This is a genomic window from Mesorhizobium sp. B2-3-6 (genome assembly GCF_006442305.1).
GTDB lineage: Bacteria > Pseudomonadota > Alphaproteobacteria > Rhizobiales > Rhizobiaceae > Mesorhizobium.
Genome location: NZ_VFVW01000006.1, coordinates 334,332 through 357,235, shown reverse-complemented (window position 1 = coordinate 357,235; position 22,904 = coordinate 334,332). Strand labels below are relative to the sequence as shown.

The 22,904-nt window shown below is 60.5% G+C and carries 23 protein-coding genes and 1 pseudogene; 22 read left to right on the top strand and 2 right to left on the bottom strand.

Annotated elements, in window-relative coordinates; genetic code table 11:
- Window positions 1-138 precede the first annotated feature (138 nt).
- From FJ953_RS19820 to FJ953_RS19795, 6 genes and pseudogenes are all read left to right on the top strand, one after another.
- Window positions 139-648 carry a hypothetical protein gene (locus tag FJ953_RS19820; RefSeq protein ID WP_140522779.1) on the top strand — a complete coding sequence of 170 codons (510 nt, stop codon included), beginning with the start codon at window positions 139-141 and terminating at the stop codon, window positions 646-648.
- Between the two features lie 10 nt (window positions 649-658).
- A complete protein-coding gene (locus FJ953_RS19815) occupies window positions 659-1,198 on the top strand; it encodes a hypothetical protein (RefSeq protein WP_140522781.1) in 540 nt (179 codons plus the stop codon).
- Window positions 1,199-1,370: 172 nt separating this feature from the next.
- Window positions 1,371-1,802 (top strand): annotated as a pseudogene (locus FJ953_RS30970) (ion channel).
- A gap of 198 nt (window positions 1,803-2,000) precedes the next feature.
- Window positions 2,001-2,969, top strand: a complete 969-nt coding sequence (locus FJ953_RS19805; protein ID WP_140522783.1) for a GAF domain-containing protein — start codon at window positions 2,001-2,003, stop codon at window positions 2,967-2,969.
- A gap of 142 nt (window positions 2,970-3,111) precedes the next feature.
- Window positions 3,112-4,629 carry an aldehyde dehydrogenase gene (gene adh, locus FJ953_RS19800; protein WP_140522785.1) on the top strand — a complete coding sequence of 506 codons (1,518 nt, stop codon included), beginning with the start codon at window positions 3,112-3,114 and terminating at the stop codon, window positions 4,627-4,629.
- Between the two features lie 41 nt (window positions 4,630-4,670).
- Entirely contained in the window at window positions 4,671-5,030 is a 360-nt protein-coding gene (locus tag FJ953_RS19795; RefSeq protein ID WP_140522787.1) for a DUF779 domain-containing protein, read from the top strand.
- A gap of 46 nt (window positions 5,031-5,076) precedes the next feature.
- Here the strand turns inward: FJ953_RS19795 and hemN are convergent, their stop codons facing one another.
- The gene (hemN, locus tag FJ953_RS19790; protein WP_140522789.1) at window positions 5,077-6,426 is read right to left on the bottom strand and encodes an oxygen-independent coproporphyrinogen III oxidase; all 1,350 of its coding nucleotides are present in this window, start codon (window positions 6,424-6,426) and stop codon (window positions 5,077-5,079) included.
- Window positions 6,427-6,586: 160 nt separating this feature from the next.
- Between hemN and FJ953_RS19785 the strand changes: the two genes are divergently transcribed.
- Window positions 6,587-7,315: a Crp/Fnr family transcriptional regulator gene (locus tag FJ953_RS19785; RefSeq protein ID WP_140522791.1), complete on the top strand. Its 729-nt coding sequence runs from the start codon at window positions 6,587-6,589 to the stop codon at window positions 7,313-7,315.
- Between the two features lie 2 nt (window positions 7,316-7,317).
- Here FJ953_RS19785 and FJ953_RS19780 read toward each other — a convergent pair whose 3' ends face one another.
- Window positions 7,318-7,854 (bottom strand): hemerythrin domain-containing protein, encoded by a 537-nt coding sequence (locus FJ953_RS19780; RefSeq protein WP_224680308.1) that lies wholly within the window; start codon window positions 7,852-7,854, stop codon window positions 7,318-7,320.
- 105 nt (window positions 7,855-7,959) lie between these two features.
- On the opposite strand from FJ953_RS19780, the gene ccoN reads away from it, so the two are divergent.
- The 15 genes from ccoN (at window position 7,960) to FJ953_RS19700 (ending at window position 22,708) form a co-directional block, all read left to right on the top strand.
- Complete coding sequence (ccoN, locus tag FJ953_RS19775) at window positions 7,960-9,570, top strand: cytochrome-c oxidase, cbb3-type subunit I (RefSeq protein ID WP_140522793.1); 1,611 nt, start codon at window positions 7,960-7,962, stop codon at window positions 9,568-9,570.
- An 11-nt stretch (window positions 9,571-9,581) separates the two neighbouring features.
- Window positions 9,582-10,313, top strand: coding sequence for a cytochrome-c oxidase, cbb3-type subunit II (ccoO, locus tag FJ953_RS19770; RefSeq protein WP_140522795.1), 732 nt, complete (start codon window positions 9,582-9,584; stop codon window positions 10,311-10,313).
- A gap of 11 nt (window positions 10,314-10,324) precedes the next feature.
- Window positions 10,325-10,474 (top strand): cbb3-type cytochrome c oxidase subunit 3, encoded by a 150-nt coding sequence (locus FJ953_RS19765; RefSeq protein WP_140522798.1) that lies wholly within the window; start codon window positions 10,325-10,327, stop codon window positions 10,472-10,474.
- Window positions 10,475-10,476: 2 nt separating this feature from the next.
- Window positions 10,477-11,340, top strand: coding sequence for a cytochrome-c oxidase, cbb3-type subunit III (gene ccoP / locus FJ953_RS19760; protein WP_140522800.1), 864 nt, complete (start codon window positions 10,477-10,479; stop codon window positions 11,338-11,340).
- Between the two features lie 173 nt (window positions 11,341-11,513).
- Window positions 11,514-13,073: a cytochrome c oxidase accessory protein CcoG gene (ccoG, locus tag FJ953_RS19755; RefSeq protein WP_140522802.1), complete on the top strand. Its 1,560-nt coding sequence runs from the start codon at window positions 11,514-11,516 to the stop codon at window positions 13,071-13,073.
- Window positions 13,070-13,588, top strand: coding sequence for a FixH family protein (locus tag FJ953_RS19750; protein ID WP_140522804.1), 519 nt, complete (start codon window positions 13,070-13,072; stop codon window positions 13,586-13,588). The genes ccoG and FJ953_RS19750 overlap by 4 nt, the downstream gene beginning before the upstream one ends.
- Window positions 13,563-15,848: a cation-translocating P-type ATPase gene (locus tag FJ953_RS19745; protein WP_140522806.1), complete on the top strand. Its 2,286-nt coding sequence runs from the start codon at window positions 13,563-13,565 to the stop codon at window positions 15,846-15,848. Before FJ953_RS19750 ends, FJ953_RS19745 begins: the two co-directional genes overlap by 26 nt.
- Complete coding sequence (gene ccoS, locus FJ953_RS19740) at window positions 15,848-16,003, top strand: cbb3-type cytochrome oxidase assembly protein CcoS (protein ID WP_140522808.1); 156 nt, start codon at window positions 15,848-15,850, stop codon at window positions 16,001-16,003. Before FJ953_RS19745 ends, ccoS begins: the two co-directional genes overlap by 1 nt.
- A 207-nt stretch (window positions 16,004-16,210) precedes the next feature.
- Window positions 16,211-17,317 (top strand): copper-containing nitrite reductase, encoded by a 1,107-nt coding sequence (nirK, locus tag FJ953_RS19735; RefSeq protein ID WP_140522810.1) that lies wholly within the window; start codon window positions 16,211-16,213, stop codon window positions 17,315-17,317.
- Window positions 17,318-17,370: 53 nt separating this feature from the next.
- Window positions 17,371-18,240 carry an SUMF1/EgtB/PvdO family nonheme iron enzyme gene (locus tag FJ953_RS19730; RefSeq protein ID WP_140522812.1) on the top strand — a complete coding sequence of 290 codons (870 nt, stop codon included), beginning with the start codon at window positions 17,371-17,373 and terminating at the stop codon, window positions 18,238-18,240.
- A gap of 885 nt (window positions 18,241-19,125) precedes the next feature.
- Window positions 19,126-19,503, top strand: coding sequence for a hypothetical protein (locus FJ953_RS19725; protein ID WP_140522814.1), 378 nt, complete (start codon window positions 19,126-19,128; stop codon window positions 19,501-19,503).
- 122 nt (window positions 19,504-19,625) lie between these two features.
- Entirely contained in the window at window positions 19,626-19,883 is a 258-nt protein-coding gene (locus FJ953_RS30570) for a hypothetical protein (RefSeq protein WP_181165394.1), read from the top strand.
- Between the two features lie 177 nt (window positions 19,884-20,060).
- Window positions 20,061-20,402, top strand: a complete 342-nt coding sequence (locus FJ953_RS19710) for a DUF982 domain-containing protein (RefSeq protein ID WP_140522818.1) — start codon at window positions 20,061-20,063, stop codon at window positions 20,400-20,402.
- Window positions 20,403-20,710: 308 nt separating this feature from the next.
- Window positions 20,711-21,421: a c-type cytochrome gene (locus tag FJ953_RS19705; RefSeq protein WP_140522820.1), complete on the top strand. Its 711-nt coding sequence runs from the start codon at window positions 20,711-20,713 to the stop codon at window positions 21,419-21,421.
- Window positions 21,422-21,430: 9 nt separating this feature from the next.
- Window positions 21,431-22,708: a cytochrome c gene (locus FJ953_RS19700; protein ID WP_140522822.1), complete on the top strand. Its 1,278-nt coding sequence runs from the start codon at window positions 21,431-21,433 to the stop codon at window positions 22,706-22,708.
- The last annotated feature ends 196 nt before the right edge of the window (window positions 22,709-22,904 follow it).

Below are 22,904 nucleotides of genomic sequence, written 5' to 3'. Positions count from 1 at the left end.
GTCGATTAGGCAATCAATTAATTGTTGACGCATTGACGATAAGCTGATTACCTAAATGACGAAACGAATTCGATCGGGGCTACAGGGGCGGGAGACAAGGCTGACCGCCGATGGCGGACGGCAAAGAAGGATGGCGAGATGCGCCCGGCCCTGAAAACCTTGCTCAAGATCGCCTTTGACATAGTCGCCACGATCGCCTTCTTCTACCTGGCCATGCTCACGGTGCCTTACGCGGTCGGCTTTCCTGTCGCCGGGCTGATGCGTCTCTTCTCATTAGGTGCTGGGTTTGTGGCGAACACCTGGATCGGCCACCAGTCCTTCCTGACGGATGCCCTGCTCGACACTTTGGGCATCACGTATCTGATGTTGGTCTTCGCCGTCGGCATTGAGATCGTGCGCCGGCTGGTCGGGTCCCGATCGATCTGGCTCTATGTCGTCGGCGCCTTCGTCACGATGGCGGTCTATATCGGCCCCGCATCCACAGCACCCCGTCCGGCTAGTGCCTTCGCGCTGGCACTACCGCTGATGATGGCCGCTGGATACGGTGCCGGCTACTGGCTGGTGACCATCCGTCTGCGCGCCGCTGTCATCCAGTTCGCCAGGCGCCTGATCTGCGGCCCCGACGCCAAACCCTGCGTGTTCTCCTGAGGATATCAAAATGTCTGCTTTGCGCCTTACATCTCTTTTGCGTTTTTCAACTCTGGGGTTCTTTACGCTGTCGGCATTAGCGTTGCTCGCCATCGCCACCGGCAGCGCTATGGCGGCGCCGGCGAAGGATCTCTACAAGCTCTGCCGCCAAGTGAAGAACGACGACGAGGTCCTCCCCTATTCGCACGCGCTTTACGCCGGCACGGTCAGGGCGTTCAAAAAGCTGTTTCCAGATGCCAAGATCGTGCCGGAGGAACCGGAACTCGAAACCCAGGTTCACTATCGCTGCATGAATGGCAAGCTGCTGGCCTGCTTCGTGGGCGCCAATCTGCCCTGCACCAAGATGAACGCCTCACGCGACAATCCTGGCGCTGACGAATTCTGCAAGGCGAACCCGAATGAAGACTTCGTGCCGGCCGCGGCGAGCGGCCACGATACCGTCTATTCCTACAAATGCCAGGACGGCAAAGCTGTGGTCACGGGTGATACTTGGGCACTCGACGAGCGCGGCTTCGCCAAGAAGCTTTGGGCCGAGGTAATTCAACATTGAGTTTGGTTTTGGCGCCTCAACGCTCTTCACCTCACTTGGGCCGAGACAAAGGGGCGGCAATTCCAGAGCATCAGTCAGGGCGGCTTCGGGAGGGGCAACGACACTGCATGCCCGTTACAGATTTGATCTCGCACGACGTCTGGTCGTGAGCTCGAATGGTAGAGACTCGCCTGTGGCTCTCAATCTCCTTATCGGTACCATCGTGATCAGCCTGACGGTACTGATTCATATCTTTGGCCTCATCGAGGTCACACACCCGGTGGGGGGTGCCTTGTGTCCCGTTTTCGCATGCACGGGCGCCGCAGCCGCATCGTCGCGATGACGCGTGGTGATGGGTCTCTTTGCCGTCATGACGGCAAAGATCTGGCTTTGGGCGGGGTTGTACCGGATGCTCAACATCTTCGCCGACTTTGAAACTGCATTGTACTTTTTCCACCATCACCTTCTCGACTGTTGGCTACGGCGACATAGTGCCTGCCCTTGCGTGGCGTGTCCTGGCGGCACTCGAATGCGTTAACGGGTTCTTGCTCATCGGCTGGTCGACCGCCTGTCTCATCGCAGCCGGCACCGCATCGGACCGTCCAAGGCGGGCGAGCATTTCTGACCAGTTGGTGCTCAGGTTTGCTCCCGATCAATACTGTACGGGCATTCTGTTGGTACGCTCTTACGATCGGGTCAGCCATGATTTGGCCGACGATCAGCAGGAGGGAGAGATCTGCCTTTCTGCTTCTTTGGACGAATTGACTATGACCTGATCGAACCGCAGACCGGGAGGAAAGACATCAGAGTTGGGAGGATAAGCATGGGAGAAGATCTATTCGGTCATCATGCCGACCGCATCCAGGCGGCGATTGCGTCGGACGCTGCGGCGAAATCCGCCCTGGTTGCCTCCTGGCGACGGTCTTCCAATTTGCATCGACTCGAACCAGCCGATTGCAGGCCTCCACATTATCTGACGGAGGCCGAACTGGGACAGGCCCGGCAACGAATCGAACCTCTCATTTGCGCTGCCCAAGCGAGTCTCGACCGTCTCTATCTCGCAGTAGGCGGCGTGGGATGCTGTGTCCTGCTCGCCGATCGCGACGGCGTGCCTGTCGAACGGCGCGGCGCGCTCGTGGACGACGAGACGTTTTATTCCTGGGGTTTGTGGACTGGCTCCGTCTGGAATGAGGAAAGGCAGGGCACCAACGGGATCGGCACCTGTCTGGTTGAGCGACGCCCGCTGACAATTCACCGCGACCAGCATTTCCATACGCGCAATACGCTGCTCAGTTGCACCACCGCTCCGATCCACGATCATGAGGGGAATCTTGTAGCCGTGCTTGACGTGTCGTCCTGCCGGGCTGATCTGACCGAAGCCTTTGTCAATCTCATCTCGATGGCTGTGGTCGACGCGGTGCACCGGATCGAGATTGAGAACTTCAAGATGGCATTCCCGAAGGCGCGAATTCTGCTGGCGCCGGTGACCAACAAAGGCTCTGGCGCGCTGATCGCCGTTGACGCGGACGATCTCGTGGTCGGCGCGACCCGTTCGGCCCGCCTGGCGCTTGGCATCACACAGCAGTGTTTCGACAAACCAATGCCTGCCGCCGATCTGCTCGGCTGGGCTGAGATCGGCCCTAAAGTTCTCGCTGAGGCAGAGCGTGGAGCCCTCCAGCGTGCGCTCGCGCGCGCTGACGGGAACGTCTCAGCCGCAGCTCAGGCGCTTGGGATCAGCCGGGCGACGCTTCACCGCAAGCTCAACCGTCTGGATGTCCGCCGGTCACACTGACGCCCAAGCTCTCATAACTGTCGCAATTCTGCGACACATCCTACCCGACCAGCGTGACCGGCGCGGTGACAAGCACCGCCGAAAATCGCAAGTGTCTTTCGAAGCGTCGCATCCCGCGACGTCAGCTTTGGGAGGAAGACGCATGAACAAGGTTGAATTCTCACGCTCGGTCAAGGCGCCCTTCGACAAGCGCTATGGCAATTTCATCGGTGGCAAACGGGCCGAGCCCCGCTCTGGCCGCTATTTCGAGAACTTCTCGCCGGTGAATGGCCAGCTGCTATGCGAGGTAGCGCGCTCGGACGGCCAGGACATCGAGGCGGCCCTGGACGCCGCCCATGCCGCCAAGGACGCCTGGGCGCGCACCAGCGTGGCCGAGCGCTCCCTTATCCTCAACCGCATCGCCGATCGCATGGAGGAAAACCTCGATCTCCTCGCATGCGCCGAAACGTGGGACAACGGCAAGCCGATCCGCGAAACGACCGCGGCCGACCTGCCTTTGGCCATCGACCATTTCCGCTATTTCGCCGGCGCGGTGCGTGGCCAGGAAGGCAGCCTTTCGCAGATCGACGACGACACTGTCGCCTATCATTTCCATGAGCCGCTCGGCGTGGTCGGCCAGATCATCCCGTGGAACTTCCCGTTGCTGATGGCATGCTGGAAACTTGCTCCCGCGTTGGCGGCCGGCAATTGCGTCGTCCTGAAACCTGCCGAGCAGACCCCGGCTGCCATCCTGCTCTGGGCCGATCTCATCGGCGATCTTTTGCCGCCGGGTGTGCTCAACATCGTCAACGGCTTTGGCCTCGAGGCCGGCAAGCCGCTGGCTTCGTCGCCGCGCATTGCCAAGATCGCCTTTACCGGCGAGACAACGACGGGCCGGCTGATCATGCAGTATGCCAGCCAAAACCTGATCCCGGTGACGCTCGAGCTCGGCGGCAAGTCACCCAACATTTTCTTCAAGGATGTCGTCGCCGAAGACGACGATTTCTTCGACAAGGCGGTCGAAGGCTTCGTCATGTTCGCGCTGAACCAGGGCGAGGTGTGCACCTGCCCGAGCCGCGCGCTCATCCAGGAATCGATCTACGACAGGTTCATGGAACGCGCCCTCAAGCGCGTCGAGGCGATCGTGCAGGGTGATCCGCTCGATCCGGCAACGATGATCGGCGCCCAGGCTTCGTCCGAGCAGATGGAAAAGATCCTGTCCTATATCGATATCGGCCGCCAGGAAGGAGCCGAGTTGCTGACCGGTGGAGCGCGCAGTCTTCTGCCCGGCGATCTGGCCGGCGGCTACTACGTCCAGCCTACGGTGTTCAAGGGTCACAACAAGATGCGCATCTTCCAGGAGGAGATTTTTGGGCCGGTGGTATCGGTCACGACCTTCAAGGACGACGACGAAGCGCTCAGCATAGCCAACGATACGCTCTACGGCCTCGGTGCCGGTGTCTGGACACGCGACGCCAACCGTGCCTATCGCTTCGGCCGCGCGATCCAGGCTGGCCGCGTCTGGACCAACTGCTACCATGCCTATCCCGCGCATGCGGCCTTCGGCGGGTATAAGCAGTCCGGCATCGGCCGAGAGACCCACAAGATGATGCTCGACCACTACCAGCAGACGAAGAATATGCTGGTCAGCTACAGCCCGAAGAAGCTTGGCTTCTTCTGATCGGCTCAAGGGCGCGGCTCCGCAGGGGACCGCGCCCCAAGCTGGATCGAAAACCTAATGCATACCAGGTCACGGCAACGCCGGCAGCGCTTGAACTGATCGCGGAGATCGTTGCCGAGCACGGTCCAGTGCTGTTCCATCAATCCGGCGGCTGCTGCGACGGCTCTTCGCCGATGTGCTATCCGCTGGACGAATTGATCGTCGGCGATCGCGATGTCTTGCTCGGCCATATCGGTGATGCGCCGTTCTACATCGGCGCATCGCAATTCGAGGCCTGGAAGCATAACGATCTCATTATCGACGTGGTGCCAAGCCGAGGCGGCATGTTCTCGCTGGACAACGGAAGGGAGAAGCGGTTCCTGACGCGGTCGACGATCTGCGCTGTCCAGATCGGGATGTAGGCCTTTCCATACGATTTGGGCGAGCATTTCTGACCGCAGCCGATGTTCAGACCGCCACGGAATGCCTCGCCTTGCCGGTTTCGAAATACTTGTCGAACTTCGCCGCGACGCTTCTGACAAAGGGGCGGCTTTCCAACGGCACGACGAAGCGGTCACCGTCAAGTTCAAGCAACCGGGCAGGGTCAAGAAGGGCGGTGGAACTCGCTCTGCCGAGAAGCCTTTGGCCAGCTTCGCCAAAGCGCTCGACCAGGTCGATCGCTGAAAAGCCGGAATCGCACATCAGCCGCTCGATGATCCACCCGCGAGCGCGGTCGTCGTCGGACAAAGCAATTCCGCGGACCGCAGCCAACCCACCGTCATCCACCATGCGGCCATACTCGGCGGTCGAAGGCATGTTCTGTACATAGCCTTGCCGGAATTGGCTGATGGATGACGGGCCGAGGCCGATCAAGGTTTCGCAGCGATCCTCGGTGTAGCCCTGAAAGTTACGACGCAACATCCCCGCGTGCGCAGCAAGCGCCAGCGCATCGCCCGGTTTGGCGAAATGGTCGAGCCCGATTGCTTCGTATCCCTGGTCGAGTATGGCGCGAGCTGCCAGTTGCGATTGAGCGAACCGCTCCTCCGGGCCTGGCAACCAGGCCTCGTCGATCATTGTCTGATGTTTCTTGAACCATGGCACATGGGCATAGCCAAAAAGGGCGATCCGATCGGGTTCGAGCGTCAGCGCCTGCATGACAGTGGACAAGACACTCTCCCTGGTCTGGTGCGGCAAGCCGTAAAGCAGGTCCAGGTTGACCGACTCGACGCCGCGTGACCGAACGCCGTCGACGACTGTCTTGGTCTGCAAGAAGGTCTGTTCGCGATTGATGGCCTTCTGCACCTTCGGATCGAAATCCTGGACCCCGAGGCTCGCCCTCGTCATGCCGATTTCGGCAAGTGCGTCGAGGCGGGCTTCGTCCATATCGTTGGGTTCGATTTCGACGCTGATCTTGGCGCCGGGAAGAAATGAGAAGCAGTTGCGCAGAACGGCTCCCAGCGCGACCATGTCCTGTGGTTTGAGCATCGTCGGTGAGCCGCCACCGAAATGGACGGCACGTACCCGGCCCTTGCCTCCGGCGAGACTTGAGACGGTGGCGATCTCCGCATGCAGTGATCTCAGATATTTGGTGACCGGTTCGTAATGGCGTGTCTGCTTGGTGTGGCACGCACAGAACCAGCAAAGCTTGTCGCAATAAGGGATGTGCAGATAGAGCGAGATCTCGTCGCCCTTGTTGAGCGCCTTCAGCCAGTCGCGACAAACGGCGGCATCGACGCCCGGATGAAAATGCGGCGCCGTCGGGTAGCTCGTATAACGCGGCACGTTTTCACCAAGCCTGGCAATTAATTCTGGCCGCATCTCGATATCTGCTCCGATGTGTATTGCACGATCCTGCTCACATCGGACAATGGCAGCCTTGATCTCGGTCAATGATATCTCGCCGCGGACAAACTGCCGCAACGGATTTCTCGGGCCGATACTATATCCTGCCAGTACTTTGGGTTCGCGGACGACCACGATGACAGTGCGTCAGGATGTACATAGCGCCGGCATTCCCGTGCTTTGCCAGTCATGCGAAGCGCGGCATCATGGCGTTTGCGGCGCGCTCGATCCGGACCAACTGGTGGGCCTCGCCAAGACCTCATCGAAGCATACCGTTGAAGCGGGCGTGGAATTGATCGGTGATGCCGAGGCCATCGACAGTTACGCGAATGTGCTTTCCGGCGTGGTCAAGCTGACGAAGAGCCTTTCGGACGGACGCCAGCAGATTGTCGGGCTTCAATTTGCTCCCGATTTTCTGGGCCGGCCCTTCAAGGTGGAAAGCGCGATCAACGCCGAAGCCGCAACCGCGGTCTCCCTGTGCTCGTTTCCAAGGGCCGTCATCGAACGGATGATGAAGCAATCGCCGGGACTGGAGCATCGTCTCTTCAAGCAGACGCTGAACGAACTCGATGATGCCCGCGACTGGATGGTGATGCTGGGCCGCAAGAGTGCTTCGGAAAAGGTGGCGAGCTTCCTTCTCATGATCGCCAAGAACATCGACCCCACGCTTGATCCGACCGCCCAGTCGACACGTTTCGACCTGCCTTTGACCCGCGCCGACATCGCCGATTTCCTCGGCCTGACGATCGAGACTGTCAGCCGTCAGCTGAGCCGGCTGCGATCAGATGGCGTGATCCGCATCGAGAACAATCGGCATGTTAGTGTCGATAGCTTGAATCGGCTGCAGAGCCGCTCCGGCGCCTAGGCTCAATCGACAAACCCGATCATCGGCAGGACATGCTCGCGCTCGAAGGCGATATGCCGGCGCAGGCTTTCGAAGAAACCGCGCAGCATGAACCCAACCGCCTCGGCGTTGTCGATCGTCTTGCCGTGGCCGATCGCCAGCAACATTTCGGTCACCTCACCGGCAAAGCACTCGTCCTCGATATGCTCGGCGCTCAATCGCCTTGCTGAACCAAGGTCGGCATCACTGCTGGCCAACGCGGCCTCGTAGGCGGGAAAGATGACCGTCTCTTCGTATCGATGACTGTCGCGCAACAGCGGAACGATTGCGTTGGCTACGCTCAGGCACGCCAACGTGTCGACCTTGGGCAACGTGTCCGCGATCCTTTCCAAGACGTCGCAGAGCTGCAGTTTTTCTAGGTGTGCACGTTTCATCACCGCAGCAAACGCTGTCGGTATCGAATTTTTGCCGGCTGCATGCGGCGGAAATGGTCCCCCTGCTGTCTGCGAGTTCAACGGCAATCTCCTGATCGTTCGCAGGACCAAGCCTGCCCACTCCAAATGCAAATGACTTTGACATGGATCAAGGCGGCGACGTGCCGGCTGCGGAATTGGTGTTGCCGCGGATTGGCGCCCGCGCAGGGAATCCGAGGTCGGGGATATGTCATGAAGTTCGGCACACAAATCTTCGCGTTGAGCCTTTTTACATTCGCGGCTTTGGTGGCCGCCGGCTTCGGCGTGGACCAGCCATTCCGGCAGCACATGTGGGTGCTGTTCTTCGTGCTGCTCGGTTTTGTCGCCATCCTCATTCGCAACTCAAGCTTCGAAGTGACCGCACCGATCGACCCTTCCGCCTACATGGACGGTCCGATCCGCTACGGGGCCATCGCCACAATGTTCTGGGGCGTGGTTGGCATGCTGGTCGGCGTGGTTATCGCGCTGCAGCTGGCCTACCCCGATCTCAACATTCAGCCTTGGTTCAATTTCGGCCGCTTGCGGCCGCTGCACACTTCCGGGGTCGTCTTCGCCTTCGGCGGTAATGCGCTGCTGTGCACCTCATTGTACGTCGTGCAACGCACTTGCCGCGCCCGCCTGTTTGGCGGCGATCTCGCATGGTTCGTCTTTTGGGGCTACCAGCTTTTCATCGTAATGGCCGCGACAGGCTACTTGCTCGGCATCACCGAGAGCCGCGAATACGCCGAACCCGAATGGTACGTGGACATCTGGCTGACTATCGTCTGGGTCGCTTACCTCATCCTGTTCCTTGGCACGATCCTGAAGCGTAAGGAACCGCACATCTACGTCGCCAACTGGTTCTACCTGTCCTTCATCGTGACCATCGCGATGCTGCATGTGGTCAACAACCTTTCGATGCCGGCCTCTTTGCTCGGTTCCAAGAGTTACTCCGCCTTTTCGGGGGTCCAGGATGCGCTGACGCAATGGTGGTACGGCCACAACGCGGTCGGCTTCTTTCTCACCGCCGGCTTCCTCGGCATGATGTATTATTTCGTGCCCAAGCAGGCGAACCGGCCAGTCTATTCCTACCGGCTTTCGATCATCCATTTCTGGGCGATCATCTTTCTCTACATCTGGGCCGGGCCGCATCACCTGCACTACACCGCCCTGCCCGACTGGGCGCAGACGCTCGGCATGGTGTTCTCGATCATGCTGTGGATGCCGTCCTGGGGCGGCATGATCAATGGTCTGATGACGCTGTCCGGCGCCTGGGACAAGCTGCGCACCGACCCGATCATCCGTATGATGGTGATGGCCATCGCCTTCTACGGCATGTCGACCTTCGAAGGCCCGATGATGTCGATCAAGGCGGTCAACTCGCTATCGCATTATACCGACTGGACCATTGGTCACGTGCACTCCGGTGCGCTCGGCTGGGTCGGCATGATCTCGTTCGGCGCGATCTACTACATGGTGCCGAAGCTCTGGAACCGTAACCGGCTCTATTCACTGCGGCTGGTTACCTGGCACTTCTGGCTGGCGACCCTGGGGATCGTCGTCTACGCCGCGGTCATGTGGGTGTCCGGCATCATGCAGGGCCTGATGTGGCGCGAATACGACGAGCAGGGCTTCCTGGTCTACTCCTTCGCCGAAACGGTCGCAGCCATGCACCCCTACTACGTCATGCGCGCCATCGGTGGCGCCATGTACCTCTCGGGCGCCCTGGTCATGGCCTGGAACATCGCCATGACCATCCTCGGCCACCAGCGCGAGGAGCAACCGATGCCTGGCTCCGTTCCCGCCCTTCAGCCTGCCGAATAAGGAGCCAGAACATGGGCTTGATGGATAGACATGCACTAATCGAGAAGAACGCCACGCTTCTTCTTGTGGGCTCCCTTCTTGTTGTGACAATCGGCGGCATCGTTGAAATCGCACCGCTCTTCTATCTCGACAACACGATCGAGAAGGTGGAAGGCATGCGCCCCTACTCGCCGCTCGAACTTGTCGGGCGCAACATCTATGTGCGCGAAGGCTGCTACCTCTGCCACAGCCAGATGATCAGGCCGTTCCGCGACGAAGTCGAGCGCTACGGCCACTACAGCCTGGCTGCGGAGTCGATGTACGACCACCCCTTCCAGTGGGGATCCAAACGCACCGGGCCGGATCTCGCCCGCGTCGGTGACCGCTATTCGAATGCCTGGCACGTCGCGCACCTTGCCGACCCCCGCTCGGTCGTCCCGGAATCGGTCATGCCGAGCTATGCCTTCCTGAAGGACGCGCAGATCGAGGTGAAGAACTTCTCGACGCACCTGGTTGCGAACGCGCGCGTTGGTGTCCCTTACTCGGACGACATGATCGCCAACGCCAATGCCGATTTGAAGGCGCAGGCCGACCCGAATGCCGACACGTCCGGCCTCGAGAAGCGCTATCCCAAAGCCAAGGTCGGTGACCTCGACGGCAATCCGCAGGAGGTGACCGAAATGGATGCCCTGGTTGCCTATCTCCAGATGCTCGGGACCTTGGTCGACTTCAAGAACTACGACGAAGCCGCCGGCTACCGTTGAGGAGTTTATCCATGGATTACAATTTGATGCGGGAGTTTGCTGACAGCTGGGGTCTGGTCGCCATGGCACTCTTCTTTGTCGGAGCAATTGTCTTTGCCCTGCGCCCTGGCAGCCGCAAGCTGGCCGACGAAGCTGCCCGGATTCCCCTTGAGGACGAGTGATCATGAGCGACGAGCACATCGATGAAATCTCTGGCGTCTCAACCACCGGTCACGAATGGGACGGCATCAGGGAGCTGAACAACCCGCTTCCGCGCTGGTGGGTCACAACGTTCTACGTCACCATCGTGTGGGCGATCGGCTACACCATCGCCTATCCGGCATGGCCGCTGCTGCACTCGGCGACAACGGGTGTTCTCGGCTATTCGAGCCGCAATGACGTCAAGAACGAGCTGGCGGCGGCGGAAGCAGCGAAGGGCAAGTACGTCGCGGCGGTGGAGTCGAAAAGCATCTCCGAAATCGCCGCGGACGATGTCTTGCGGGAATTCGCGGTCGCGGCCGGCGGCGCCGCATTCAAGGTTAACTGCACGCAGTGCCACGGCTCCGGCGCCCAGGGTTCCAAGGGCTTTCCCAACCTCAACGACGACGACTGGCTGTGGGGCGGCAAGGCCGAGCAGATCCAGCAGACGATCACGCACGGCATCCGCTTCGCTTCAGATCCGGACACGCGCCTGTCGGAAATGCCGGCCTTCGGCGACATCATCACCGCCGACCAGATCTCCCAGGTCAGCGCCTACGTCGCCAGCCTGTCCGGCAAGGTCCGCGATGCAACTCTTATTCAACTCGGCGCCAAGGTCTTCGCCGAAAACTGCGTCGCTTGTCACGGCGACAATGCGAAAGGCAACAGGGAGCTCGGCGCGCCCGACCTGACCGACGCGATCTGGCTCTACGGGTCGGGCGAAACGGCAATCGCCGACCAGGTTCGCGCACCGAAGCAGGGCGTGATGCCAGCGTGGGGCGCGCGTCTCGGCGAGACCAAGGTCAAGGAGTTGGCGGTCTACATCCATTCGCTCGGCGGCGGGGAATAGGTCGGGGGCCCTCTTTCCTGCCCTTCGCCGCCTGAGCGACGCGGCCCGGCCAGTCCGGGCCTCAATTTTTTCGGCATTCCTCGATTGACCTGCATCAACGCGGGTCTGTCCATGCCGCGGCAAGGTTGTCCAGCGCACTCAAAGTCACGGTCTGCGCGCAAGTGGAGATACTCGTGCTGGACAAGACGCAGATAGAACGGCTGGAAGCCGAGGCGGTCAATTCCGCCAAGACCCGTCAGCCCCTTTACGCTGCGCGCAAGAAAATTTTCCCAAAGCGCGCCTCAGGCAACTTTCGCCGCTTCAAATGGCTGGTGATGGCGATCACGCTTGGCATCTACTACCTGACGCCGTGGCTGCGTTGGGACCGCGGTCCATTTGCCCCGGACCAGGCCGTGCTGCTCGATCTCGCCAATCGGCGCTTTTACTTTTTCTTTGTCGAGATATGGCCCCAGGAATTCTACTATGTGGCCGGCCTTCTTGTCATGGCCGGCGTTGGACTTTTCCTGATTACCTCGACTGTCGGCCGTGCCTGGTGCGGCTATGCATGTCCGCAGACCGTATGGGTCGATCTGTTCCTTGTCATCGAACGTGCGATCGAGGGGGACCGCAACGCCCGCATGAAACTTGACGATGGTCCCTGGACCGCCCGCAAGCTGATGCTGCGCGTATCGAAGCACGCCGTCTGGCTGGTCATCGGTGCGGCGACCGGCGGCGCCTGGATTTTCTATTTCGCTGATGCACCGACACTTGTGGGCGAGCTTTTCACCGGTACCGCCGCGCCTGTCGCCTACATCACCATCGCCGTGTTGACGGCGACCACCTACACGTTCGGCGGCCTGATGCGCGAACAGGTCTGCACCTATATGTGCCCATGGCCGCGCATCCAGGCAGCCATGCTCGACGAGAATTCGCTCACCGTCACCTACAATGACTGGCGCGGCGAACCGCGCTCGCGTCACGCCAAGAAGGTGCAAGCCGCAGGGCAGTCCGTCGGCGACTGCGTCGACTGCAATGCCTGCGTTGCGGTATGCCCAATGGGGATCGACATTCGCGACGGCCAGCAGCTCGAATGCATTACCTGCGCGCTGTGTATCGACGCCTGTGACGGCGTCATGGACAAGCTCGGCAAGGAGCGCGGGCTGATCTCCTACGCGACGCTCTCCGACTACAACGCCAACATGATGCTGGCGACCGCAGGCGGCTCCAGTTCAATCAATCCGTCGCTGGTCAGGACTGCCGTCGGCACCTTCTCCGATCAGGTGGCGCATTTTCACATTCGCAAGATCTTCCGGCCGCGCACCTACGTCTACATGGGCCTGTGGTCGCTGATCGGGCTGGGCCTGCTCTATTCGCTGCTGACGCGCAATCGGCTTGAGCTGAACGTGCTGCATGACCGCAATCCGCAATTCGTCACGCTATCCGATGGTTCCATCCGCAACGGCTATACCGTCAAGCTGCTCAACATGATCCCTGAGCCAAGGACCATCGCCGTCACCATGCAGGGCCTGGAGGGTGCCGACATGGTCGTCGTCGGCGACGACATCCCGGCCGGCCGGTCTTTCGCCGTCCCGGTCGAACCCGACCGCCTGAAAACGTTGAAGGTCTTCGTTCGCCAGCCGGCGGACCAGATCCACGCCCCGGCCCAGACCTTCAAGCTCCGTGTCGAGGACAAGGCGAGCTTCGAGTCGAACGAGTACACCGCCACATTCAACGCGCCAGAGGCCGCCAAATGACCGCCAATGCCCAAAAGCCTCGCGAATTCACCGGCAGGCACATGCTGGCCATCATTCTCACCTTTTTCGGGGTGGTCATCGCGGTCAACCTGACCATGGCCACGCTCGCCAATACGAGTTGGACCGGCCTCGTCGTCGAAAACACCTATGTGGCCAGCCAGCAATTCAACAAGGAGGCCGAGGCCGGCCGCGCCCAAGCAGCGCTCGGTTGGACCGGCAAGCTGACCATCGCATGGGGCGAAGTCCGCTACGGCCTCTCCGACGCAGCCGGCAAGCCGGTTCCTCTGCACGGCGTCAAGGTGCTGTTTCGTCATCCCGCCTACGAGAAAGAGGACGAGTCCGTCACGCTCGCGCTTGCCTCCGGCCAGGAATTCGCAGCGCAGCATATGCCGAAGGACGGTGTCTGGATCGTCGAAGTCGACGCCGATGCCGGCCAGGCACGACCCTATCGCGACGTCCGCAGGATCATGATTTCTCATGGAGGCTGCAGTGAGCTGCTGTGCACCGGGCGCTGAAATGGCGCTAGATCTGAACGGCGCCACATCGGTCCTGCCATCCAGCCAGGAGATCAGGTTGGCGAGCCGATCGCTTGGCGACGATCTTCGGCAGACCGACCTTTCAGTGCCGACGGTTCATTGCGCCGCCTGCATCCAGACGATCGAAGCGGCACTTGGAAGGCTCGATCACGTCGAAAGCGCGCGCGTCAACCTGTCGACGAAACGGGTCGCGGTCCGGTGGCGTGGAGACGAGGTGCCACCCTTCGTCGCCGCGCTTGGCAGGCTGGGCTACGAGGCGCATCTGTTCGCACCCGAGATCGACGACAAGGACAAGACGCTTGCCGAACTGATCCGCGCAGTCGCTGTTGCCGGCTTTGCGGCGGGCAACATCATGCTGCTTTCGGTTTCGGTCTGGTCCGGCGCCGAAGGTGCTACCCGCGACCTGTTTCACTGGGTCTCGGCGTTGATCGCCATTCCTGCCCTCGCCTTTGCCGGCGGCATCTTCTTCCGTTCGGCCTGGAATGCTCTGCGCCATGGTCGCATGAACATGGACGTGCCCATCGCGGTCGGTGTTTCGCTCGCCTACGCCATGAGCCTCTATGAGACGGTCAATCATGGCGACCACGCCTATTTCGACGCGTCGGTATCGCTGCTGTTCTTCCTTTTGATCGGACGCACGCTGGATCATGTGATGCGGGAGCGTGCCCGGACTGCCGTGAAAGGCCTGTCTCAGCTGGCCGCGCGTGGCGCCATGGTGCTGCGCGGCGACGGCGCGCGCGACTATTTGCCGGTCGGCGAGATCGAACCAGGCATGCGATTGTTGATCGCAGCCGGCGAGAGGATCCCCGTCGACGGCAAGATCATCCAGGGAACGTCGGATTTCGACTGCTCGCTGGCCTCGGGCGAAAGCACGCCGAAAAACGTGGCGCCGGGCGAAGCAGTACAGGCCGGCGTGCTCAATCTTACCGGCCCGCTGATGATTCAGGCGACAGCCGCCGCAAAGGATTCGTTCCTGGCGGAAATGGTCCGGCTGATGGAGGCCGCCGAGGGCGGTCGCGCGCGCTATCGCCGCGTCGCCGATCGCGTCTCGGCGCTCTACGCCCCGGTGGTTCATCTCACCGCCTTCTTGACATTCCTGGGCTGGATGGCGGGGACCGGCGACTGGCACCGGGCCGTGACGATCGCCATCGCGGTTCTCATCATCACATGTCCATGCGCGCTCGGCCTCGCCGTGCCGATCGTTCAGGTGGTCGCAGCACGACGCCTGTTCGAGAACGGCATCATGGTCAAGGATGGTTCGGCCATGGAACGCCTGGCGACAATCGACACGACGGTGTTCGACAAGACCGGCACGTTGACCCTTGGCCGGCCCCGGCTGGTCAACGCTTCGTCGATCGATCCAGGCATGCTGGCGATCGCAGCCGACTTGGCCGCACATTCCCGTCATCCATTTTCAAAGGCCATAGCCGGCTTTGCCATTTCGAGCCGGCAGCACAAATTCGATGCGGTGACCGAGCAACCAGGTTTCGGGATCGAAGCCACCGACGCCGGAACCATCTGGCGTTTGGGTCGACGCGGATGGGCCGGCTGGAAGGCTCGCACTGGCGGCGAAGGCAAATACGGCTACGGCGGAACGGTGCTGACGAAAAATGGCATGATTGCCGCATCCTTCGTTTTCGAGGATGCGCTGCGCGCCCACGCCAGAGCGGCCGTCCAACGGTTGGACGATGCCGGGGTATCGGTGGAAATGCTGTCGGGCGATACCGCTAAAGCCTGCGCCGAGGTTGCGGACGTGCTGGGTGTCGATAACTTCGTTCCCTGCCTGCTGCCGTCCGGCAAGGTCGAACGCATCGAGAGTCTGGCGAGAGATGGGCACAAGGTTCTGATGGTTGGCGACGGGCTCAACGATACGCCGGCGCTGAGCGCGGCCCATGTCTCGATCGCACCGGCCAGCGCCGCCGATATCGGCCGGAATGCAGCGGATTTCGTTTTCCTGCGCGAAAGTCTTCTGGCCGTGCCTCTCGCGCTGGACATCTCGCGGAAGGCAGGAAGCCTGATCCGGCAAAACATCGCCATCGCGATCGTCTATAATGCGGTCGCGGTACCGATCGCCATCCTTGGCCACGTTACGCCCTTGATAGCGGCGATCGCCATGTCCGCCTCATCGCTGCTTGTCATCGGCAATGCGCTGCGACTGCGATCGTCGAAACCAATCTCACCGGCCAGCGATATTCGCCACGATAGGCTGTCCAACTCCAACGAACGGGTCGGACCGTAATGACCACACTGACCTACCTCATACCTGTCGCGCTGTTTCTTGGAGCGCTTGGCCTGGGGGGCTTCCTGTGGGCTTTGAAAACTGGCCAGTACGAAGATCTCGACGGAGCCGCCGAACGGATTCTGATCGATACGGAAGATAAAAGCGGCCGCTGATATTCAAGAAGTGGCCCGTGACGGCGCATCCTTGCAGAAAACGGCGACGCCAAAATTCTCCACTTCAAATAGTGACACATAAGATCGCTGCGTTCCGAGCTGTTGTTTCCGCGATTAACATCACCAATTTGCGCCAACGCAAAGAAACGCTAGGTCAGGTCAGGTAGTTTCTCCTCATCCACAATGGTCGAGAGACAGGAGATTGACATGATTACGCGACGCGAAGCCCTCTTCGGAGCAGCGTTTGGCGCTGCCGCCGTTGCGGCGCTGCCCGCATTGTCGGCAACGGTTACAAAGGCAGAGGTGCGGGGGCTGCCCCGCGAAAAGATCATGCTCGTTGCGCCGCCTTTTGTGCATTCGCATGACCAGATTGCCAAGGGCGGACCGAAGATCGTCGAGTTCACCATGACAATCGAAGAAAAGCCGATCGTCATTGATGCCGACGGCACAAAGCTCAACGCGATGACCTACAACGGCTCGATCCCCGGCCCGCTGATGGTCGTGCACCAGGACGACTACCTCGAGCTGACGCTCATCAATCCTGAAACCAATTCGCTTGCCCACAACATCGACTTCCACGCCGCAACCGGCGCTCTGGGTGGCGGCGAGCTCACGCTGATCAACCCCGGCGAACAGGTGACCCTGCGCTTCAAGGCGACGCGGACGGGAACGTTTATCTATCACTGCGCCCCTGGCGGCGCGATGATCCCCTGGCATGTCGTGTCTGGGATGAACGGCGCGGTCATGGTGCTGCCGCGCGACGGCTTGAGGAACGACAAGGGCGAACCGGTCAAGTACGACAAGATCTTCTACGTGGGCGAGAGTGACTTCTATATCCCGCGCGACGAGAAGGGCAACTTCAAGAGCTACGAATCCGCCGGCGACGCCTACGATGACACCGTCAAGGTGATGCGCGGGCTCATTCCCACGCATGTGGTGTTCAACGGCAAGGTCGGATCGCTCACCGGCGACAACGCCATGAAGTCGAAGGTCGGCGAAACCGTGCTGATCGTCCACTCACAGGCCAACCGCGATACGCGGCCGCATCTGATCGGCGGCCATGGCGATTACGTCTGGGAACAGGGTAAATTCGCCAACCCGCCGGCCAAGGATCTGGAAACCTGGTTCATTCGTGGTGGTTCCGCGGGCTCGGCGCTCTACACCTTCCTGCAGCCGGGCGTCTACGCCTACGTCAATCACAATCTGATCGAGGCCGTGGAGCTCGGAGCGACCGCTCACTTCAAGGTCGAGGGCGATTGGAACGACGACCTCATGACGCAGGTGGAAGCGCCCAAACCCGTCGCCATGAACTGAACGGCCCTCGCATTTGCCCGGACAGTGATCCTGTCCGGGCTTGGACAAGAACTATGTCGGCTTTCATCCTGAAGCTCGTGCCAATGGCCGTGGTGGCCGCAGCGGTAGCGGTAGGACTCTCGATACAGGCCGCCGATGGCCAGCGACAGCCCCACGCCATTGCCACAACGGTTAGCCTGTTCCCCGGTTCGATCACCTATCCGATGCCCGGCGAGTTCCTGAAGAACGGACGACCGCAAACCAATCCCAAGGTCGAGCAGCAACTCAACGGTCCGCTTGAGATCATGACTTATCAGGTCAGCGCAGCCGACTATACGGATTGCGTGTCGGCTGGGGCCTGTCGGCCGGCGGAGGAGACCCGCTCAATCCCGCATGACGCACCCGCAACGACAGTGAGCTATCTCGACGCCGTTGCCTACGCCCGGTGGTATTCAGAAGCAACAGGTGACCAATGGCGGCTGCCCACCGACGAGGAATGGGCATTTGCGGCAGCTGAGCGGTTTGCAGGCGAATTCGAAGGTGTCGAAAACGATGCCAACAACCCTGCCAGGCGTTGGCTCACCAGCTACCAGGCAGAGCTTGACCTCAATCGCAAACCGGACCCGTTGCCCAGGAGCCGGGGTTCCTTTGGTGTGAATTCGCGTGGCTTGGCCGACTTTTCCGGCAACGTGTGGGAGTGGACTTCGACCTGTTATGTCCGCACGACGCTGGCCGAAGACGGAAGCGGGGTTGTGAGCGCGGTCGACAATTGTGGCGTCCATGTCCTTGAAGGCCTTCACAGAGCCTATATGTCGAATTTCGTAAGTGACGGAAAAAGCGGAGGCTGCGCCGTCGGCTTGCCCCCCGACAATCTGGGATTCAGACTGGTGCGAGGGCATCGTGGATGGGCCAACCGTTTCCTTAGCTATCTCGGCATTACCTGACAGTCAGGAGCAAGTGCTGCGTTCTGGTTTCGTCGGTCGATTGCTGCTCCGGGCTCACGGTGTCTTTGGCCTCATCTATGCTGTTCGATAGATCAGGATAAAGCCGGCAAAAGCCGCCATCCGGCCAGCACCCGCCGCTCCAGTTGGGGACGAAGGCGATCAGAATTCCCAGTGATCCCGCAAGAAGGACGGCTACGAAGATGAACAAAGGCGCCATTTCCAGCTTTGAACTCTCGCCCAGTGTGCCCGAGCGCTGGTCATCAGAGCAGGTGTCAAAGCGCCCACCGCACCCGTTCCGAGCGCGCATAGCCCGGCAGCGGTCGGCACCATGGCAGGAAAGAAGATCGGCGCCGAAATGAAGGCAACTTCAACCGGCACGAGGCCCATGCAAGATGGAGGACCAGCGCAGCCCACGGTCGCCACGCCTGGCGGATAGCGGCCACGGCCATAAACAGTCCTGAGGCGCTGTCGTCATGAGCGGTCGACCACGTGCCCAGCGCGACGGCCGAGATGACTATTGCCACGATGTCGAGTTGGGCAAATTGTGTCGGCAGCCGGTCGTGTCTTGGCGGACGAGCCAGTTGCGCGTGAAACTCGGAACGATCCTTCCGCCGATGAACGAGGGTGGTTCACCTTGCGTCAATAGGTGAAAAGCTCGTCCTCTTCGACCTCCATGAGTAAGGAACCACATAAGCGTCCCGAAATTTGCCGAGGATTTGGTGGCCGTCTTGAACGCGGTTGATCGCAAGCGAACGCTTGGCAACGCTTGATTGATCCTTCGCGCTCAAACATTCCCGGCCGCTTTGGTTCGGGTGTTGATTTGCTTTGTGGGGTCCGTTCAACAGGGAGTAAATAAATCCTTTCGAGGGGGAGGAAGCCCCATGCTTGCAGCGCATACAGACATCGCGCGCGGCCATCGAAGCCACCTTCCTGCTGCGGCATCGCTCCTTTGCTGAAAGAGCCGCATTTCGGCGCGATATTAATCATACCCGAAGCGTAACCACGGCATCACACGACCTTCTGAGACGGCTTCACCAGTCCCAGAACGATGACACCGTCCGACCTTGGGAAGATGCAGACCCGGCTCCCCTTACCATCTCAGCGTTCGATGCCGATATTCTCCGCGCTGTGTTCCGAGATTTGGTCTCGGGAACGAACGCGCCCGAGTGTCAATGGCGCGATCTGGCTAAGAGCCTGGTACTCGAATACGTCGGGTGCGTGCCGGTCGAAGTTGGCTTGGTGGATTGGATCATCAGCAAGTAGTTGTCCCTGCCGGCGTCAGTTTAGCCTGAATGACGAAGCTCAGGGCTCTCGGGCGCTTTCTGGCCTTGGGAACCATCCAGGGCACCCGGAGTTCGGTGCTGAACTACTCGTGCAGACCGACCATGGCAGAACTCGACAAAGCCCGGCAGCAGGCCATAGCCCACCTTGTTCGCCGGTGGATCAAGACAGAGGCGTTCCGCCGCCACCTTCGCCAGTTGCTGGGGCTGCGGATAGACCACGATCTCCCCCAGGAGCATCGGTCCCTGCTCGAAGAACTGAGACGGAAATACAGCGAATGGTCTCATGGCCCCAAGGTACGAACGGAAAAGAGACCCCAAGGGGTGGACGGTGGTCGACCAAAAGACCGGGAAACCCGCTGAACCCGAGGGTCACCCAGCGGTCGGCCTTGAGGTCACCTTACGCGACGGACCTCGTGATGCTCCTGAACGCCTCTGAACTCAAACGCAGGCTCTCCTATCGGAGCGTCAGCTGATGGCCACCTTGATGGCCACCCACTGGTTCACCCCACCGGTCCCGTCAGCGGCAACCCGTCAGGCATGACGTACATGGTCAGCAGCGTAGAGGCTGCCGCCGAGCATCTCCTTCAGTGGAGTAAGCGTGGCCCTAAGTGGAAACAAGCGGTGCGCGCTTGCTGGGCCGCTCTGGCTGGCCAAGCGACACCTCAGGAAGGCTCGAGAGTGCTTCAAGCTGGCTGCTATCGAGGAGGGGAAATTCCGAGGTGCCCCATTAGGGGGCTGACTGAGCAAGGAAGGCCCGCTGCCGGAGGGACGGACAACGGGCCTCAAGCGGCTGCATCCTCGGGGAATCGAACACTCTGCAAAAGCAACCTGTACGGCGCAGAATGGTTCCGCATGGAGTTGCCGGTTCAAGCGGGTTAGTATGAGCTAGGATCCTTCGGTCTGGCTGACAATACGCGTCGATGCCCCAGAAATCGCCTGGAGAAACCCCAAGCTGCCCCGCCCGTTTCCGACCCCGCGTTTCTGCCAAACACTGCGGTTCAGGCTACCTTTCCGGCTCAAGCTCCATCTGCTTCGTCTCGTCCTCTCCAACGCGCTCCTCGACCCGTTTGCGGCAATTTCCGTGGCCCATCAGCTCATGTCTGTGAAAACAAGCGAGTTGCCGCTGCGGGGGTTCCATATCCTTGCTGTCTTGGTTATGGTCTCAGCCAGGCCGATGGAGCTTAGGTATGAGCAACCCAATTCCGCTCGCTGTTGTTGCGTCTCTGTTGCTCACCTCCGTCTCCGCACTTTCGCAAGACAATCCGCCAAACAACGCTCCAGACACAATGGAAGCTCGCGTGCAGGCCTGCACCATTTGTCATGGCGACAAAGGCAAGGGCACCAGCGACGTCTATTTCCCGCGACTGGCGGGCAAGCCATCCGGATATCTCTATAATCAGTTGCTCGCGTTCAGAGCGGGACGGCGCCATTATCCGCCGATGAACTACTTGCTCGAATTCCTGCCGCAGTCCTATCTCAAGAAGATGGCGGACTATTTTGCCGACCAACGGCCGGCCTTGCCTGTTGCCGCGCCCCCCGACGTCTCGCAAGACGCTTTGATGCATGGCAAGGAACTGGTGACACATGGTGACTCAGCGCGCTCCATACCTGCGTGCGCGAGCTGTCACGGCCCTTCGCTTACGGGCATGGAGCCTGCAATTCCCGGCCTTCTTGGTCTGCGCCCAGCCTATGTAAGCGCTCAGCTCGGCGCCTGGCGCTACGGGACCCGGACGGCGACTGCTCCTGATTGCATGCAAGTCGTGGCAGGGCACCTTACGGAAGATGATGTGAGATCCGTGGCGGCGTGGCTGTCTTCCCTGCCGGCCCCGCCGAATGCCGCGCCAGCCCCGAAAGGCACCTTCACATTGCCCTTCGATTGTGGAAGCCAGCCGAACTGAGAGGACGCTATGCTGAAGCCCAAAGTTCTCGTCGGCCTCCTGGCGTTTTCAGGCGCGGTTTCGTTTGCCGCCCTCAAGCTGGACGACGCCGCCTGGGCGCAAGAACGGACATTGACAAACCCGGCGGCCACTATTCTCAAAGGCGAGTATCTGGCACGTGCCGGAGATTGCATCGCCTGCCATACGGCGCCCGAAGGCAAGTTGTTTTCAGGCGGCCGCGCCATGCTCACCCCCTTCGGCACACTCTACACTTCCAACATCACACCGGATCCTGAGACCGGTATCGGCCAATGGACGGCCGACGAGTTTTACAGGATGATGCATACCGGGCGTTCACGGGATGGGGGATTGATCTATCCGGCAATGCCGTTCGCCTCCTACACCAAGGTGACCCGGGAAGACAGCGACGCGATTTACGCCTATCTCAAGTCTGTCGAAGCGGTGAAACAGCGAAACCGGCCCCATGACCTCAGTTTTCCATACAACAACCGATCACTAATCCTTGGCTGGCGTACCTTGTTCTTTACCGAAGGCGAATATCAGCCCGATCCAAGCAAGTCGCAGGAGTGGAATCGCGGCGCCTACCTCGTCGAGGGGCTCGGGCACTGCGGCATGTGCCATACGCCGATCAACGCCCTTGGAGGCAACTCTCAGTCCGACGCCTTCAAGGGCGGTCTTATCCCGATGCAGAACTGGTATGCCCCATCCCTCACCTCGAACAAGGAAGCGGGGCTCGGCGACTGGAGCATCAAGGACATTTCCGATCTGCTGCGCACCGGGGTCTCGAACAGGGGCGCGGTCTACGGGCCGATGGCCGAAGTCGTTTACAACAGCCTCCAGTATCTCAGCGACGAAGACACGCGCGCAATGGCCGTCTACTTGAAGAGCATCGCTCAGGACAGCGCCCCCGATGTCGCTAAACCTTCCGTGCCGCCGAGCGAAGGAAGCCTGCTGATAAGCCTTGGCAAAACGGTGTACGATCAACGATGCGCAAGCTGCCACGGCGCGCGAGGCGAAGGGGCTCCGCCACATTACCCGCCATTGGCCGGCAACCAGTCCATCCAGATGCAGTCGGCGGTGAACGCGATCCGGATGGTACTGAATGGCGGTTATCCTCCCGGCACCGCCGGCAATCCGATGCCGTATGGCATGCCTCCGTTTGCCGGCACTTTGTCAGACAACGAGGTGGCGGCGGTAGTCACTTATGTCCGCACCTCGTGGGGCAATCGGGGAGCAGCGATCAGCCCGTCGGAAGCAAACCAGCTGCGCTCTGCGACATTGAATTGAGGGCCGGATGATCAACTCTGATGAGCCGACAGGCGCAGCCGGATCCGAAAAGGAGGCACTGGAGCGGATATTACGATCGGGCCCAGGCGGAGCTTTTCTCCTCGCCGGTATTACGACCGCCATTGTGCTTGGCATGTGGTTGACGTTCTACCTACTCGTATTCATCCCCCACGCCAATCCTTAGGGCTTCGAGGCT

Excerpts from the sequence above, each read along its gene's own strand:
- hemN (WP_140522789.1), bottom strand. The coding sequence starts at position 6,426 with ATGCGGCCAGAATTAATTGCCAGGCTTGGTGAAAACGTGCCGCGTTAT.
- FJ953_RS19710 (WP_140522818.1), top strand. The coding sequence starts at position 20,061 with ATGACGTACATGGTCAGCAGCGTAGAGGCTGCCGCCGAGCATCTCCTT.
- FJ953_RS19700 (WP_140522822.1), top strand. The coding sequence starts at position 21,431 with ATGCTGAAGCCCAAAGTTCTCGTCGGCCTCCTGGCGTTTTCAGGCGCG.
- ccoO (WP_140522795.1), top strand. The coding sequence starts at position 9,582 with ATGGGCTTGATGGATAGACATGCACTAATCGAGAAGAACGCCACGCTT.
- ccoS (WP_140522808.1), top strand. The coding sequence starts at position 15,848 with ATGACCACACTGACCTACCTCATACCTGTCGCGCTGTTTCTTGGAGCG.
- FJ953_RS19765 (WP_140522798.1), top strand. The coding sequence starts at position 10,325 with ATGGATTACAATTTGATGCGGGAGTTTGCTGACAGCTGGGGTCTGGTC.
- nirK (WP_140522810.1), top strand. The coding sequence starts at position 16,211 with ATGATTACGCGACGCGAAGCCCTCTTCGGAGCAGCGTTTGGCGCTGCC.
- ccoN (WP_140522793.1), top strand. The coding sequence starts at position 7,960 with ATGAAGTTCGGCACACAAATCTTCGCGTTGAGCCTTTTTACATTCGCG.
- FJ953_RS19815 (WP_140522781.1), top strand. The coding sequence starts at position 659 with ATGTCTGCTTTGCGCCTTACATCTCTTTTGCGTTTTTCAACTCTGGGG.
- FJ953_RS19730 (WP_140522812.1), top strand. The coding sequence starts at position 17,371 with ATGTCGGCTTTCATCCTGAAGCTCGTGCCAATGGCCGTGGTGGCCGCA.
- FJ953_RS19750 (WP_140522804.1), top strand. The coding sequence starts at position 13,070 with ATGACCGCCAATGCCCAAAAGCCTCGCGAATTCACCGGCAGGCACATG.
- FJ953_RS30570 (WP_181165394.1), top strand. The coding sequence starts at position 19,626 with ATGGCAGAACTCGACAAAGCCCGGCAGCAGGCCATAGCCCACCTTGTT.
- FJ953_RS19805 (WP_140522783.1), top strand. The coding sequence starts at position 2,001 with ATGGGAGAAGATCTATTCGGTCATCATGCCGACCGCATCCAGGCGGCG.
- FJ953_RS19785 (WP_140522791.1), top strand. The coding sequence starts at position 6,587 with ATGACAGTGCGTCAGGATGTACATAGCGCCGGCATTCCCGTGCTTTGC.
- adh (WP_140522785.1), top strand. The coding sequence starts at position 3,112 with ATGAACAAGGTTGAATTCTCACGCTCGGTCAAGGCGCCCTTCGACAAG.
- ccoP (WP_140522800.1), top strand. The coding sequence starts at position 10,477 with ATGAGCGACGAGCACATCGATGAAATCTCTGGCGTCTCAACCACCGGT.
- FJ953_RS19705 (WP_140522820.1), top strand. The coding sequence starts at position 20,711 with ATGAGCAACCCAATTCCGCTCGCTGTTGTTGCGTCTCTGTTGCTCACC.
- FJ953_RS19820 (WP_140522779.1), top strand. The coding sequence starts at position 139 with ATGCGCCCGGCCCTGAAAACCTTGCTCAAGATCGCCTTTGACATAGTC.